Source organism: Pseudomonas sp. GL_135 (assembly GCF_057834665.1).
Map to the genome: position 1 here is coordinate 5,405,603 of NZ_CM174408.1, position 14,280 is coordinate 5,419,882.

14 protein-coding genes are annotated in these 14,280 nt (G+C 60.8%); 3 read left to right on the top strand and 11 right to left on the bottom strand.

The window, feature by feature from the left end; genetic code table 11:
- Nucleotides 1-74: 74 nt before the first annotated feature.
- Together AC3ISG_RS23895 and AC3ISG_RS23900 are read right to left on the bottom strand one after the other, a co-directional pair.
- The gene (locus AC3ISG_RS23895; RefSeq protein WP_122534115.1) at nt 75-701 is read right to left on the bottom strand and encodes a LysE family transporter; all 627 of its coding nucleotides are present in this window, start codon (nt 699-701) and stop codon (nt 75-77) included.
- A gap of 139 nt (nt 702-840) precedes the next feature.
- Nucleotides 841-2,751 (bottom strand): ATP-binding cassette domain-containing protein, encoded by a 1,911-nt coding sequence (locus AC3ISG_RS23900; protein WP_489298116.1) that lies wholly within the window; start codon nt 2,749-2,751, stop codon nt 841-843.
- Nucleotides 2,752-2,797: 46 nt separating this feature from the next.
- Here AC3ISG_RS23900 and AC3ISG_RS23905 point away from each other — a divergent pair, with 46 nt between their 5' ends.
- Nucleotides 2,798-3,265, top strand: a complete 468-nt coding sequence (locus tag AC3ISG_RS23905) for a TIGR02444 family protein (protein WP_489298117.1) — start codon at nt 2,798-2,800, stop codon at nt 3,263-3,265.
- On the opposite strand, the gene AC3ISG_RS23910 is transcribed toward AC3ISG_RS23905, so the two are convergent.
- Nucleotides 3,262-4,191, bottom strand: a complete 930-nt coding sequence (locus tag AC3ISG_RS23910; protein ID WP_272629615.1) for an AlgP family protein — start codon at nt 4,189-4,191, stop codon at nt 3,262-3,264. The genes AC3ISG_RS23905 and AC3ISG_RS23910 overlap by 4 nt on opposite strands.
- Before the next feature lie 179 nt (nt 4,192-4,370).
- On the opposite strand from AC3ISG_RS23910, the gene AC3ISG_RS23915 reads away from it, so the two are divergent.
- Nucleotides 4,371-5,048 carry an FKBP-type peptidyl-prolyl cis-trans isomerase gene (locus AC3ISG_RS23915; protein ID WP_122623522.1) on the top strand — a complete coding sequence of 226 codons (678 nt, stop codon included), beginning with the start codon at nt 4,371-4,373 and terminating at the stop codon, nt 5,046-5,048.
- A gap of 92 nt (nt 5,049-5,140) precedes the next feature.
- Here AC3ISG_RS23915 and rsd read toward each other — a convergent pair whose 3' ends face one another.
- The 8 genes from rsd to AC3ISG_RS23955 all read right to left on the bottom strand — a co-directional run bounded on the left by rsd (nt 5,141) and on the right by AC3ISG_RS23955 (nt 12,696).
- Nucleotides 5,141-5,599 (bottom strand): sigma D regulator, encoded by a 459-nt coding sequence (gene rsd, locus AC3ISG_RS23920; protein ID WP_122534120.1) that lies wholly within the window; start codon nt 5,597-5,599, stop codon nt 5,141-5,143.
- Between the two features lie 182 nt (nt 5,600-5,781).
- Entirely contained in the window at nt 5,782-6,309 is a 528-nt protein-coding gene (locus tag AC3ISG_RS23925; RefSeq protein WP_489298118.1) for a disulfide bond formation protein B, read from the bottom strand.
- Between the two features lie 251 nt (nt 6,310-6,560).
- On the bottom strand, nt 6,561-7,808 hold the full coding sequence (locus AC3ISG_RS23930) for a heme biosynthesis protein HemY (protein ID WP_489298119.1): 1,248 nt from the start codon (nt 7,806-7,808) through the stop codon (nt 6,561-6,563).
- Nucleotides 7,805-8,947: a uroporphyrinogen-III C-methyltransferase gene (locus AC3ISG_RS23935; protein ID WP_489298120.1), complete on the bottom strand. Its 1,143-nt coding sequence runs from the start codon at nt 8,945-8,947 to the stop codon at nt 7,805-7,807. Before AC3ISG_RS23935 ends, AC3ISG_RS23930 begins: the two co-directional genes overlap by 4 nt.
- 49 nt (nt 8,948-8,996) lie before the next feature.
- Nucleotides 8,997-9,770, bottom strand: a complete 774-nt coding sequence (locus tag AC3ISG_RS23940; protein ID WP_272629620.1) for a uroporphyrinogen-III synthase — start codon at nt 9,768-9,770, stop codon at nt 8,997-8,999.
- Nucleotides 9,767-10,708, bottom strand: coding sequence for a hydroxymethylbilane synthase (gene hemC / locus AC3ISG_RS23945; protein ID WP_489298121.1), 942 nt, complete (start codon nt 10,706-10,708; stop codon nt 9,767-9,769). The genes AC3ISG_RS23940 and hemC overlap by 4 nt, the downstream gene beginning before the upstream one ends.
- A gap of 162 nt (nt 10,709-10,870) precedes the next feature.
- Nucleotides 10,871-11,617: a LytR/AlgR family response regulator transcription factor gene (locus AC3ISG_RS23950; protein WP_122534126.1), complete on the bottom strand. Its 747-nt coding sequence runs from the start codon at nt 11,615-11,617 to the stop codon at nt 10,871-10,873.
- A complete protein-coding gene (locus tag AC3ISG_RS23955) occupies nt 11,614-12,696 on the bottom strand; it encodes a sensor histidine kinase (protein WP_489298122.1) in 1,083 nt (360 codons plus the stop codon). The genes AC3ISG_RS23950 and AC3ISG_RS23955 overlap by 4 nt, the downstream gene beginning before the upstream one ends.
- A 146-nt stretch (nt 12,697-12,842) precedes the next feature.
- On the opposite strand from AC3ISG_RS23955, the gene argH reads away from it, so the two are divergent.
- Nucleotides 12,843-14,237: an argininosuccinate lyase gene (gene argH / locus AC3ISG_RS23960; RefSeq protein WP_122534128.1), complete on the top strand. Its 1,395-nt coding sequence runs from the start codon at nt 12,843-12,845 to the stop codon at nt 14,235-14,237.
- Nucleotides 14,238-14,280: the final 43 nt, after the last annotated feature.

Consider the following 14,280-nt stretch of genomic DNA (forward strand, 5'->3'; position numbering starts at 1 on the left):
CGATGGCCCTTTCCCGGCTAAAGCCGGTCCCACTGAGACATCGTGTGCATCCAGTGGGACCGGCTTTCGCCGATTCAAGCCCTATGCAAGGTGGCGAGGAAGGCTGCGGCGCTGACGAACAATCCGGCGAAGGTGCGGTTCATTCGACGCTGCTGTTTGGGGGTTTTAAGGGCGCGGAGCACTTTCGAAGCCAGGCCGGTGTAGCCGGCCATGACGATCAGATCCACGCAGACCATGGTCGAGGCGATGATCAGGTATTGCGGCAGCAGCGGCAGATGCGTGTCAATGAACTGCGGCAGGATCGCCAGGATGAACACCAGCGCCTTGGGGTTGCTGATGTTCACCAGAAAACCGCGGGCCATGAGCACAAGCGGCTTGCCCACCGGGCGGACAGCTGACTCATCCGCCAGATCGCTCGGCAGCGCACGCCACTGTTTGATGCCCAGATAGACCAGGTAGGCGACGCCAAACCATTTGATCAGGGTGAATGCTAATGCCGAAGTGGCCAGAACCGCGCCAAGCCCTACGGCGACCACAGCGATCTGCACGACAAGGGCGATCTGCAGGCCCAGCGCGTTCCAGTAGCCACGCCAGAACCCGTATTGCAGACCGCTGGACATCGAGGCAATAGCGCCCGCGCCCGGAGACAGGCTGATAACCCAGCAAGCGGCGAAGAACCCCAACCATGTTTCGAGCGACATCACACACCTCAGGCAACGAAATCTACGCCTAACCTAGTGTTTCCGGGCCCTTGAAGGCCAGTTATTTCTGACTGTTGCGGCGACTTGCCAGACAGCTGTAACGGTCGCCTGCGGTAGACGGCTAACGCAGGCGACGCTGTCAGGACAACGCTTCCAGCTCGGCTTGCATCGACTCCAGCAACTCCAGCGCCTCCATCCAGGCTTCTTCGAGTTCGGCCTCACGGGATTTGAGCTTCGCCTGATCGGCCAGCAGGTCGCGCAATTTGTCTTTGTTGGCCGCTTCGTAGATACCGCTGTCGCCCAAGGCCACTTCTATCTTCGCCAGCTTCTCGTGCAGCGTACCAAGCTCTTTTTCAAGCTTGTCGGCTTCGCGTTTGTGTGGCGCGAGTTGCTGGCGCAGTGCGGCAGCCTGCTGACGCTGGGCCTTCTTGTCGGTCTTGTCGACATTCACCGGTGTATTACTGGCCGGCGCATTGCGCAGGCGGTAGTCCACCAGCCATCGCGCATAGTCATCCAGGTCGCCATCGAACTCCTGAACCAGGCCATCGGCGACGAGAAGGAAGTTGTCAGTCGTGCTCTTGAGCAAATGCCGATCGTGTGAGACCACCAGCACCGCGCCACTGAACTCCTGAAGCGCCATGGTCAGGGCCAGGCGCATTTCCAGATCCAGGTGGTTGGTCGGTTCGTCGAGCAGCAGCAGGTTGGGTTTGTCCCATGCAATCAGGGCCAGCGCCAGCCGCGCTTTCTCGCCACCGGAGAAATTCAGCACCGGCTCGTCGAGGCGCGCACCGCGGAAATCGAAACCGCCGAGGAAATCCCGCAAGGCCTGTTCGCGCTCGGTGGGCGCGATACGCTGAAGGTGCAGCAGTGGACTGGCCTTGGCGTCCAGAGAATCGAGCTGATGCTGCGCGAAGTAACCGACCACCGTGTTTTCGCCGCGCACCATACGCCCGCTCAACGGCTCGAGTTCGCCCGCGAGGTTTTTGATCAGCGTGGATTTACCGGCGCCGTTCGGGCCCAGCAAACCGATGCGTGCACCCGGCGTCAGTTGCAGCTTCACCTTTTGCAGAATGGCTTTGTCGCCATAACCCAGTCGTGCATCAGACAAATCCATCAGCGGGCTGGAGATCTTGGTCGATTCACGGAAGGTGAAGTCGAATGGAGAATCGACGTGGGCCGCCGACAGCTCTTCCATTCGCTCAAGCGCCTTGATCCGGCTCTGGGCCTGTTTGGCCTTGGTGGCCTGGGCCTTGAAGCGCGTGATGAATTTCTCCATGTGCGCGCGCTGTGCCTGTTGTTTGTCGTAGGCCTGCTGTTGCTGGGCCAGGCGTTCGGCACGAGCGCGTTCGAAAGCGCTGTAACCGCCGCGATAAAGCGTGATCTTTTTCTGCTCGACGTGGGCAACGTGATCGACAACCGCATCCAGAAAATCGCGGTCGTGGGAGATCAGCAGCAGCGTGCCCTGGTAGCTCTTGAGCCAGTCTTCGAGCCAGAGAATGGCATCGAGGTCCAAGTGGTTGGTCGGTTCATCGAGCAGCAGCAGGTCCGAAGGACACATCAACGCCTGCGCCAGGTTGAGACGCATCCGCCAGCCACCGGAGAAATCGCTGACCTGGCGCTGCATCTGCTCGTTGGTAAAGCCCAGACCTGCCAGTAACTTGCGAGCCCGCGCATCGGCGGTGTAGCCGTCGGCGCTGTCGAGCTCCGAATGCAGACGCGCCTGCGCGGCGCCGTCCTGGGCGGCCTCGGCAGCGGCGAGGTCATGCTGCACCTGACGCAGGCGCAGATCGCCGTCGAGGACGTAGTCCACTGCCAGACGATCGAGGGTATCGACCTCCTGACGCATGTGAGCGATGCGCCAATCGGCGGGCAGCAGGCAATCGCCATTGTCGGGGGTCAACTCACCCCGAAGCAGCGCAAAGAGGCTGGATTTACCGGCGCCGTTGGCGCCGATCAGGCCGGCTTTCTGGCCGGCGTGCAGCGTCAGCTCGGCGTCTTCTAGCAGACGTTGCGGACCACGCTGTAAGGTAAGGCTTTGAAGTCTGATCATAATGGCGGCGGAGTCTACCAGCTTCGCCCAAAACAGGTAGATGACGATGCTTTCGGACCTATGGAGTTTCACCCTCGATTTTTATGCGCGCCCAGGCGTCGAGCAGGCGTGCCTGAGCCTGCAAGCCAATGGCGCCAATGTCTGCGCGCTGCTGTGCGGGGTCTGGATGGACCGGCGTGGTGTGCAGTTCGACCCGGAGCGGGCACGACAAATCGGACAATTGGCCGATCCGTGGCACGAGCAGGTGGTGGGGCCATTGAGGGATGTTCGGACTCGCTGGAAGGCCGACGCGATTGAAGACGAAGAACTGAAGGCGTTACGCGACAGACTGAAAACCCTGGAGCTCGATGCCGAGCGTGAGCTGCTGGTGCGTTTGCAACGGCTGACCAAAGACTGGCCTGAGCGTGATGCTCAACCTACGGGCGTGTGGCTGGAAGCGCTGGCGGGAGGTGCTGCTCAAGCCAGTCCCGACGCGTTGCAGATTCTGCTTCGCGCCGGGACCGATATCGCTTAGGACGCGCTGTTCGAGGTCGAATCAGCAGCTGGCGCGGCCGGAGCGGCTGGCGCAGCGGAGGCTGCCGGAGCGACAGACGTGGCGGCTGGCTTTGCCGCAGGCTTTGCTGCGACTGGCTTGGCGGCAGCAGGCTTTGATGCAGCTGGCTTGACGGCTGGCTTGGCTGCTACCTTGCTCGCGGCCGGCTTGGCGGCGGCAGTGGCGCCTGGTTTTGCCGCAGGCGCTTTAGCTGGAGCAGGTTTGGCAGCGGCTTTCACGGCAACCGGTTTGGCAGCGGTGCTCTTGGCTACAGGCTTGGCCGCCGATTTCGCGGCAACAGCCGTTTTCGCCGCCGGCTTGCTCGCAGCTGGCTTGGCGGCCACGGTTTTCGCAGTCACTTTGGCAACGGTTTTCTCAGCGACAGCTTTGACCGCAGTTCTGGCAGCAGGCTTTGCCGGGGCGGCTTTAACCGCAGGCTTTGCAGGTGATTTCGCAGGCGATTTTACAGCGACAGGCTTGGCAGCTGCTTGAACCGGGGGTTTAGCAGCGCGATCGTTCAGCGCTTTGCCAACGGCTTCCTTCACGCGGCCAATGCCTTGGGCCAGCTTCAGGCTTTCCTGAGCATCACGCTTGAGGTTGAGGATGTAGCTGCGGGTTTCAGTCTGACGATCTTTCAAAGCGTCGAGCAGTGATTCGAGCTCGGCCACGCTGTCTTTGGCCTTGCCTTGGGCCTTGGCTTTACCGGCGGCGGCAGCGTCCTGCAATTTGGTGCGCGACTTGTGCAGTTTTTCCTGCGCCTTGCCACGTTGTTTCTCGAGTTTGGCGAGCAGTTTTTCAGCGTCTGCCAATGCTTGAGAGCAGGCGTCTTCGAGATGTTCGAGCAGGCTGCTCGAAAGCTGTTGAAGCAAATGCAACGGAGTGTTTACTGGCTTCTTGGTGGCCGACATGACTTACCTCCTGGCTGATTTGAGTGCGGCCATACTAGACCTCCGCCCGCACCGCCGCTAGGGCATCTTGACACTACGATCCCCGCTCTGTTGCAAGACGCCGAAAAACGCGGCAATACCCGTCACGCTCGGGCTTCAGCGCTGGCATAATCGCTCACTTCCCAGGCCGGAGAGCATTCATGTCGCGCTACCTGTTTATGTCGTTGTTCCTCTTGGTACCCTTTGCTCACGCGACTGATGCTCCGGCGTCCGACAACACTCACGACCTTTCATACAGCCTTGGCGCAAGTCTGGGGGAGCGTCTGCGCCAGGAAGCACCTGACCTGCAGCTGCCCGCACTGCTTGAAGGTCTGCAGTCGGCGTATCAAGGCAAGCCGCTGGCGATCAAACAGGAACGCATGGAGCAGATTCTCAGCGACCACGACGCCGCCCTCGCCCAGGCTGAAAGCTCTGGCCAGACTGAACCGCAAACCGAAGCGGCGCTGAAGGACGAACGCAAATTCATGGACGTCGAAAAGGCCAAACCTGGCGTTCGCCAACTCGCGGATGGCATCCTGATGACCGAACTGACGCCGGGCAACGGCGCCAAACCCGACATCAATGGCCGTGTGCAGGTGAAGTACGTGGGCCGTCTGCCTGATGGCACGATCTTCGATCAGAGCCAGCAGCCACAATGGTTCCGCCTGGACAGCGTCATTGCCGGCTGGACCACCGCCCTCGCCGACATGCCGGTGGGTGCCAAATGGCGGCTGGTCATCCCTTCGGCTCAAGCGTATGGCGCAGAGGGCGCGGGTGATCTGATCGATCCGTACACCCCGCTGGTGTTCGAAATCGAGTTGCTCGGGGTGTCGCAGTAACGCCGGCGATGACCGAGACTCCACCGGGCAGACCAAAAACAGATCATAAAAAAAGGGTGCCCAAGGCACCCTTTCTTATATCAGTGGCCTTCTCAGACCTCTTCCTCGACCTGTTCCTTGTGCGCGTTGTGCAGCACTTCGATCAGGCAGTCTTCCAGCTCAAAGCGCTCGTGCAGCAAGCCGCCCAATTCCTTGAATTTCTCGGCGACGCATTTGCCTTCATCACAGAGATCGTTGAACGCCAGCAGCTTCTCGGTGATGACGTCGATCCGAGGATAGATCGTGTCAGCCAGCTCAAGGCCGCGCTGATTCTTGAACGCCTTGGCCTCGTTGGTGAGCTGCTCGTAAATTTCGAAATGACCCGCCGACACGTAATCGACCAACGAGCCGCAGAATTCCTGCAAGGGCGTGCTTTTTTCGGCAAACGCTTCCGGATCTGCACTCAAGGCGTAATAAGCCGTGATCAACTCGTTGCGCTCCAGCAACCAGCGGTCAATCAGCTTGTGAACCCCACCCCAGCGTTCCTGAGCGTTCTGACAACTTTCCAGCATGATGTTCTCTCTTCCCTTCAGGGGCATGCTGCTTCAAGCGCTTTGCGGTTCGGTCCGAGACGTGTCGGGGCCGGCCGGGAAAAGCGCAAACAGCAGCATTGATCCGATGATGCGTGCGGCCCAGATTATGCCCGCATGACTAGCCCATCAAGGTACGCAGGACATAAAGTTCATACAAGTGTTTAATCGGCCGTCCCCACATCCATTGATCTGAAGCGGCGAAACTCGATAAAAAGGTAGTACAGCGCGAACAGGCTTAAACCTGAAAACGCCAACAGGCTCCACTCCGGCAAGCTGATGCCAAACAGCGACCAGTTGATCTCGGAGCACCCTGCGCTTCCCGCCAGCACCATCGCCATGACCTTCACATAGCTTTGCGTTTCCATGAGGTAGTGCAGGTTTTCAATACACGCTGCCATGTTCTCGGGCGGCGAAGCCTGCAACCAGACCTGACGTGCCGCGACGCTCGCTCCCACAGCGGAAAACAGTAAAAGAAAGCCCGCGTAGATACGCCAGCCACTTTTGCCCGGCGCGTGCAGCGCGGCGAGCAAACACACACCCGCAGATACCGCCATGAGCACACGCTGAAGCAGGCACATCGGACATGGCGCTGCATCAACTACAGGGCCGAGATAAACCGTCGCTCCCACAATCGATGCGCAGGCCAGAAACGCCAGAGAGAACAAGGAGCGCGTACGAGCCAGCTGCATGGAAAATCCGTAACAAAAGACGAAGGCGGCTACGGTAGAGGAAAGCGCGAGTCGCTTTCAAGGCGCTCAACGGAGGATATTTCTTTGTTGATGTAGGTAAATCCCGACGCCGTGTTTAAGACGTTATACCGGTAGCCCAAAGATCCTCTCAACAAGCCACACGAAGCACGGAAATGCCCTACACAAATAAAAGACTCAGACACTGAAGAGGCCCGCAAGCGGGCCTCTTCGAGTTGACGTCTTACCCCAGTCTAAGCGCGTGTCAGTGCTGGCAACGGACGGGCGAGCAAACGCTCATCCAGCAAACCCAGACCTTCCTGAAACAGCTGATTGCTGCGGTCAGTCTCGCCCAGCTGCGCAAGCAGACGAGCCAGTTCGGCACACGCTTCCGGGTTGCGCTGCAACCTCAAGCTCGACTCGAGGTAATCACGCGCTTTACCCCACAAGCTGCTTTGCAGGCACAGACGACCCAGCGTCAACAGCAAGCCTGGGTCATCGGTATGACTTTTCAGCCAGCCTTCGGCAGTCTGCAGTTGTTTGGCAGGATCGGCGCCGCGCACCAGTCCATACAACCGCGCAAGGTGGGTGTTGTAGTCGCGCTTCATGGCCGTGCGCAGGACTTCCTCGGCCTGCACATCGGCGCCCAGCCGACGCAGTTGTTCGGCGTACGCCAATACCAGCGCGGGCTCCTGGCGCTGAGCCGAAGTCAGTTGTTGCCAGGCGCTTTCCAACGACGGCAGGCCCGTGGCTACGGTATCGCTGCCGGATTCACGATGGGCCGCCAGCGAGAGATTTTCGCCCCAGGCACGTCTCTCCAGTTCAGCCAACTCTTGCGCCGGAAGCACCTTGTCTTTTCGCAACTCCGGCATCAGACGAACCAACTCCGCCCACTCACCACGTTCGCGATACAGGCGTTGCAATTGACGCAAGACCTGCGGGTTATGCGGATGGCGTTCTTGCATGGCCTGCAGGGTAACCAGTGCTCCATCGAGGTCGCCACGGTCCACCTGCAGCTGCGCGTGACTCAGCGCGATGGCCAGTTCGGCCTGTGGCTGACGCTCAAGCGCGCGCTCGAGCAGGTTATCGCTTTCTTCATAACGGCCCTGCTCGTTCGCTGCCCGGGCAGCACCGAGGTAGTACAGCAGCGGCTGACGCTCCGCTTCAGCGGCGCGATGCAAGTTTCGTTGCGCACTGGCCCAACGTCCTTCTGCGAGATCCATCTGCCCTTGTTCGATCGCGTTCTGCACACGACGGCTTCGATTGCGCCGTGACCAAGGATTGACCACTCCGCCAGAGGTCGTCAGCAACGCGATCAGCACGCGCACCAGCCACAACATAAAGAGGACGGCGACCAGCAGCGCAAGCGCTGCCCAGATGCTCGATTCGTAGCGGAAGGTGTCGTAGGAAATCAGTACGTAGCCCGCATGACGGGAGATCGCGACGCCTATCAGCGCCGCAGCAACGACCAGCACGAAGAGGATGACGTAAGCGCGCTTCATGGCTGTTTCCCAGGCTGCGCCTCGTCAGTACGTTTCTCCAGCGCACCGCCAACAGGCGTGTGACGCTGTTCGAGGTAGGCCTGAACCGACGTCAGGCTTTGTGTCAGGTCAGGGGTCGCGACGGAGACCGGGTGTTTGCTGAGCTCGTCCAGACGCTGGCCAAGCGCTTTGCTTTGCTGGTTGTCGCGATTGAAATTGTCGTCCAGGACACTGCGCGCTTCAGCCATGGCCTTCTCGTAGACCGGTGCCTGGCCGTTAAGCGCAGCCCATTGCGCCTGCTCGATAGCCAGGCTCAACGCCAGACGAACCTGGGTCAGGCTCTGGCCCGCCAGCAACGGACGAATATTCTTGTCTGCGTTGAAGTCGATGCGCACGAACTGGGAAATCTTGTCCCACCACTTGGCCCAATAGCTGTCCTCACTGCCATCGGTCAAACCGAACAGCGAATCGCCCTTGTCCTTGTATTCCGGCGCCAGCTCATTCAACTGCGCGACTTGATCCCGCACGGCCGCCAATTGCAGAAACAGTCCGGTGCGATCCGGTTGGTCGACGCTGCGCAGCGCGGTCAGGCTTTTGGCCAATTGCTCGCGAGCCGCGAACGCACCCGGATCGTCCTGCTCGCGCAGAATCTCGTCGGCGCCCTGGACCAGCGCTGCAGCGCTGTTGATGTCTTGCAGTGCCGACAGTCTCAGGCTCGCCAGCCGTAGCAGATGCTCCGCCTCGGCCAGACGCCAATCCTTGCGGCTGGCGCCGAGCACAGTCTCCACACGCTGGCTCAGTCGCTGCTGATCACCCTGCAACTGCGTAACGAGGCGACGGCGATCCTCCAGCTCCTGAGCCGGTGGCAATTGCGCCAGACGTGCGGCGATTTGCTGCTCGCTCTGCTTGAGCGCCTGGGTCTGCGAACCGATGTCCTGCAGTTGACCTGACTGCTCCTGGTGACCGGCCTGCATGGCGCGCAGTTGCCAAACACTCCAGCCGCCAACGGCAACGCCCGCAGCGCCCAGCAACAGCGCCAGTATGGCGAGCCCGTTGCTGCTTCGGCGATTCGACGGTTCTTTGTACGCTGGATCCGGCAGCGGCTCAGGTTTGGCCAGTACCGGTTCAACGTCATCTTTTGGCAAGACTGTTTCGCTCACGTATCCATCCTTTGCATTTTGGGCGTCGCGTAATCCGACTGATCGAGCCTTACGCCTGTAAGGCAGGCGCGGGGTGTTCACGCAATGCTGCCAACAAGGCCGGGGCGCTGGCGCCACGGCAATCCACTACGGTAAGGACCCCGGCAGCACGCGCCATTTCGGCGACCCGGGGGCTTGGTACAAATAAAGGCATCTGCGCAAGCGTAGGCCAGGCGTCGCCCGCCAACTCACGCAGATGCTCGAAACCCTGTCCACTGCTGACCACCAGCCCATTCAAGCGTTCCGCCTTTACGGTATGAGGCAGCGCGAAAGCCGGGTATTGCGGCAGGTTGCGACGATACAACGGCAGGTAATCGACCACCACACCATGCTCACGCAACCGTTCGGCCAGCAACTCGCGACCGTCTTCGCCACGCATGATCAGCACTTTGGGGTCGTAACCCGAGACGGCCTGTTGAAACTGCGGCAGGTCGAGAAGCGCTTCGCTGTCGTCGCCATGCTCGGGGAAGAACACATGCAATCCGTAGTCATCAAGAATTTGCGCGGTGGCGGCGCCCACGGTGAACCACTTCTGCATTGGCGGCTGTGGCCAGACTTCATCGAGCATCGCCAGCCCCAGGCGCGCGGCCGGCTTGCTGACGACGATAACCGCGCAGTACGCGGCGAGGTCGTAGATGATCGAGCGGTTGGCTTCTGACACCGGCAAAGGCTCGATCTGCAGTAGCGGGAGGCTGGCGCTGTGCACGCCAACCTCAGCCAAGGTCTGCGCAAGCGCCTGCGATTCTTCAGTCGGACGCGTGAGCAGCAGGCGCCAGGCGTTCACTCGCCGTCAGCCTCGCCGTATACCGCTTTGAGAATCTTCGCTGCACCTTGAGCCAGCAGCGCTTCGGCCACTTGCACGCCCAGCGCCTGGGCGTCCACTTGTGGCGCGCGCGCAGCTGCGTGCAGCAGCACGGTCCCGGAGGGATCGCCCACCAGACCGCGCAGCCACAGTTGCTCGCCTTCCAGCACGGCGTAGCAGGCGATCGGTACCTGGCAACCACCGTTGAGGTGCTTGTTGAGCGCGCGCTCGGCGGTGACCCGCACGGCGGTGTCGTCATGGTGCAGCGGAGCCAGCAAGGCATGAAGTTCGATGTCGACGCTGCGGCATTCAATGCCCACTGCGCCCTGCCCGCCAGCCGGCAGGCTGTGGTCGATGCTGATGGGGGCGGTGATGCGGTCTTCGAAACCCAGACGGATCAGGCCGGCCGCGGCAAGGATGATCGCGTCGTACTCACCCGCGTCCAGTTTGGCGAGTCGCGTGTTGACGTTGCCACGCAGAAACCGGATTTGCAGGTCAGGCCGACGCGCCAGCAACTGAGCCTGTCGACGCAGGCTCGACGTTCCGACCACGGCTCCGGCGGGCAGCTCATCGAGACTGGTGTAAGTGTTGGAGACGAAGGCGTCGCGCGGGTCTTCGCGTTCGCAGATACAGAACAGGCCAAGCCCCTGAGGGAAGTCCATCGGGACGTCTTTCATCGAGTGGACGGCGATGTCGGCTGTGTGCTCCATCAGGGCTGTTTCCAGCTCCTTGACGAACAGACCCTTGCCACCGATTTTCGAGAGCGGCGAGTCCAGCAGCTTGTCGCCGCGACTGACCATCGGCACCAGCGTCACGATCAGGCCGGGATGCGCCTGCTCCAGACGCGCCTTGACGTACTCGGCTTGCCAGAGGGCCAGGGCGCTTTTGCGGGTGGCGATGCGGATTTCGCGAGAAGACATGAACCGGTCCGTGCTGAGTGAATGCGGCGAATAATAACAGCTCGGCCGGATCGGACCGAATGACTGTATTCAATCGTTGCGCATCATGATCTCAATCAACCTGCCCACGCCATGCGACGGCATGTCGCCCGCATCGCACGGCATCGCCTTCGCGGCACTTGCTTACAACTGCTGCATCATCTTGCGCACACCGGCAACGTGCCGGCGGCTGACGATCAACGCATCACCGTTGAGCCCCTTGAGGAACAACTGGAAATGGCCCAGTGGCGTGCGCTGAAGGCGTTCGATGCGTTCACGGGCGACCAGCGCATTGCGGTGGATACGCACGAAGCGATCGCCGAACTCATCTTCCAGGGCTTTAAGCGGCTCATCCAGCAGCACTTCGCCGCCCTCGTGGCGCAACGTCACGTATTTGTGGTCGGCAATGAAATAGATAACTTCGGCCAGCGGGATCAGTTCGATGCCCTTACGGGTCCTGGCGCTGATATGAGTCCTGGGACCGGCACCGCTTTCGGCGGCAGGTCGGGTCATGGCGGCGAGCTGCACGCGGTTGGGCCGCTCGGCCTTGCGCAGCGCTTCGAGCAGGTGCTCGGGACGAACCGGTTTGACCAGATAGCCGACGGCACTCACCTTAAAGGCTTCAAGCGCGAATTCATCGTGAGCCGTACAGAACACTACGGCCGGTGGGGCGTCGCGCTCGCACAATTTAGCCGCGACCTGGAGACCATCCAGGCCAGGCATGCGGATATCCAGCAACACCACGTCGGGCTTCAAATTTTCAATCAGCTGCAAGGCTTCTTCGCCATTTGTGGCGCTGGGTTCCAGAACCTTGTAACCCTCGAGCTCGCTTACCATACGGCTCAAGCGGTCTCGGGCTAGGGGTTCATCATCAACGATCAGGACATTCATATAGCTCTGGCTTCCTGCGTGAGTCTCGCACAAGGATAGCGTAGACAGGTGAAGTGACGACCGTCTCGGCGCTCCACGCTCAGACTGGCGAGGGGACCGAAAAGTGCCGTGAGTCGAGCGCCGATGTTGGCCAAGGCTTGCTGGGTGCCGCTTGAGTTTTGCCGTAAAGCGGCCTCATCGTAAGGATTACTGACGCGCAATGTGAATACTCCCCGTTCGTAGTCCGCCTCGACTCTGACCACGCCGCCTTCAACACGGGGCGCGATGCCGTAAATCAATGCGTTCTCCAACAATGGCTGCAAGGTTAGCTGGGGAATTGGCAAGTCGTCGGGAATTGCACTTACGGCCCAGTCCATCTGTAGACGCTCTCCAAGTCGATATTGCTCAATCGATAAATAGCGTTTTGCCAATTCAAGCTCTTCGCGCCATGGGGTCAGGCTGCCAGGCTTGCCCAGACTGGCCCGAAACAGGTCAGACAGATCAAGCACCGCCTGCTCCGCCTTGACCGGATCGCTGGTGACCAGGCTGGCGATGCTATTGAGCGTGTTGAACAGAAAATGCGGGCGAATACGCGCCTGCAGGGATTCGATCCTGGCCTGAAGTTCGGCCTGCTGCTGTTTGCGCCACTGACTCTGCAGGTAAAAGTACCGCAGCATCAGTGCGGACATAATCAAGGCGATCAGGGCGTAACGCAGGTACCGCTCGACGACCCCATTGAACGAGGTCGGGGGATTCACTTGGTAATAGTCAGTCACGGCGGTGCACATCAGCGTCACCGCGACCACCAGCAGACAACCGATGCAGCCGGCCACGCCAGCACGCATCCGCGCCAGCCAGGGACGCAAGCCACACAGCAGCGAGGCGGACAGCAGCACGATCCACTGCACGAAAAGAGAAATCAACGCCAGCCGCACCCAGTCAAACTCCGGCCGCATGGGCTCGATGAGCACGAGCACGAAGACCAGCAACTCCGCCAGCACCACCAGCATCAGCAACGCCTGTGGCAGGCACAGTTCCGGGAGGAAGAACTCTTTGCCGGGCGCACTGCTCTGCCCCGGTTGTTTGCGCTCGTTTTGCATGGCCGCCAGTCTCTTCGCTCATACCGTTGCGGGCAAGCCGCCGGGGATAAATAAGCGGCAATGCTGTTATCATCGCCCGCGTCTTTAGAATCGGCCGGCGCCGGTTTTTCATCAGTTTCAGCCACCAGCAAAGCAGCGAGCGAATCATGAGCACCGACAAGACCAACCAGTCCTGGGGCGGCCGCTTCAGTGAACCCGTCGACGCCTTCGTCGCACGCTTCACCGCCTCCGTCACCTTCGATCAGCGCCTTTATCGTCACGACATCATGGGCTCCGTCGCCCACGCCACGATGCTGGCCAAAGTCGGCGTGCTGACCGACGCCGAGCGCGACACGATCATCGACGGGCTGAAGAGCATTCAGGGCGAGATCGAAGCCGGCACGTTTGACTGGCGCGTGGACCTCGAAGACGTGCACATGAACATCGAAGCGCGCCTGACTGATCGCATCGGCGTCACCGGTAAAAAGCTGCACACCGGGCGCAGCCGCAACGACCAGGTCGCCACCGACATCCGCCTGTGGCTGCGTGACGAAATCGACCTGATTCTGGCTGAAATCACTCGCCTGCAAGAAGGCCTGCTGGGGCTCGCCGAGCGCGAAGCCGGCACCATCATGCCGGGCTTCACCCACCTGCAGACTGCGCAACCGGTGACCTTCGGCCACCACATGCTGGCGTGGTTCGAAATGCTCAGCCGTGATTACGAGCGTCTGGTCGATTGCCGCAAGCGCACCAATCGCATGCCCTTGGGCAGCGCCGCGCTGGCCGGTACCACATACCCGATTGACCGCGAACTGACCTGCCAACTGCTAGGCTTCGAGGCCGTCGGCGGCAACTCGCTGGACAGCGTCTCCGATCGCGACTTCGCCATCGAGTTCTGCTCTGCCGCGAGCATCGCGATGATGCACCTGTCGCGCTTCTCCGAAGAGCTGGTGCTGTGGACCAGCGCGCAGTTTCAGTTCATCGACCTGCCTGATCGCTTCTGCACCGGCAGCTCGATCATGCCGCAAAAGAAAAACCCTGATGTTCCTGAACTGGTCCGTGGCAAAAGCGGCCGCGTATTCGGCGCTCTGATGGGCCTGCTCACCTTGATGAAAGGCCAACCGCTGGCCTACAACAAGGACAATCAGGAAGACAAGGAGCCGCTGTTCGACGCTGCCGACACCCTTCGCGACTCACTGCGTGCCTTCGCCGACATGATCCCGGCGATCAAACCCAAGCACGCCATGATGCGCGAGGCCGCGCTGCGTGGCTTCTCCACGGCAACCGACCTGGCCGACTATCTGGTCCGCCGCGGCTTACCATTCCGTGATTGCCACGAGATCGTGGGTCACGCGGTGAAGCATGGCGTCGAGACCGGCAAGGATCTGGCCGAGATGACGCTGGACGAGCTGCGCCAATTCAGTGATCAGATCGAGCAGGACGTCTTTGCGGTGCTGACGCTCGAGGGCTCGGTCAACGCTCGTAACCACATCGGCGGCACGGCGCCGGAGCAGGTCAAGGCCGCGGTTGTGCGTGGCCAGCATTTGCTCGCCACCCGCTAAACGCATAAACGGCGTCGCCCTGCGGGCGCTGCCATTCAATCGG

Excerpts from the sequence above, each read along its gene's own strand:
- AC3ISG_RS23950 (WP_122534126.1), bottom strand. The coding sequence starts at position 11,617 with ATGAATGTCCTGATCGTTGATGATGAACCCCTAGCCCGAGACCGCTTG.
- AC3ISG_RS23910 (WP_272629615.1), bottom strand. The coding sequence starts at position 4,191 with ATGTCGGCCACCAAGAAGCCAGTAAACACTCCGTTGCATTTGCTTCAA.
- rsd (WP_122534120.1), bottom strand. The coding sequence starts at position 5,599 with ATGCTGGAAAGTTGTCAGAACGCTCAGGAACGCTGGGGTGGGGTTCAC.
- hemC (WP_489298121.1), bottom strand. The coding sequence starts at position 10,708 with ATGTCTTCTCGCGAAATCCGCATCGCCACCCGCAAAAGCGCCCTGGCC.
- AC3ISG_RS23900 (WP_489298116.1), bottom strand. The coding sequence starts at position 2,751 with ATGATCAGACTTCAAAGCCTTACCTTACAGCGTGGTCCGCAACGTCTG.
- AC3ISG_RS23895 (WP_122534115.1), bottom strand. The coding sequence starts at position 701 with ATGTCGCTCGAAACATGGTTGGGGTTCTTCGCCGCTTGCTGGGTTATC.
- AC3ISG_RS23955 (WP_489298122.1), bottom strand. The coding sequence starts at position 12,696 with ATGCAAAACGAGCGCAAACAACCGGGGCAGAGCAGTGCGCCCGGCAAA.
- AC3ISG_RS23930 (WP_489298119.1), bottom strand. The coding sequence starts at position 7,808 with ATGAAGCGCGCTTACGTCATCCTCTTCGTGCTGGTCGTTGCTGCGGCG.
- AC3ISG_RS23925 (WP_489298118.1), bottom strand. The coding sequence starts at position 6,309 with ATGCAGCTGGCTCGTACGCGCTCCTTGTTCTCTCTGGCGTTTCTGGCC.
- argH (WP_122534128.1), top strand. The coding sequence starts at position 12,843 with ATGAGCACCGACAAGACCAACCAGTCCTGGGGCGGCCGCTTCAGTGAA.
- AC3ISG_RS23915 (WP_122623522.1), top strand. The coding sequence starts at position 4,371 with ATGTCGCGCTACCTGTTTATGTCGTTGTTCCTCTTGGTACCCTTTGCT.
- AC3ISG_RS23905 (WP_489298117.1), top strand. The coding sequence starts at position 2,798 with ATGCTTTCGGACCTATGGAGTTTCACCCTCGATTTTTATGCGCGCCCA.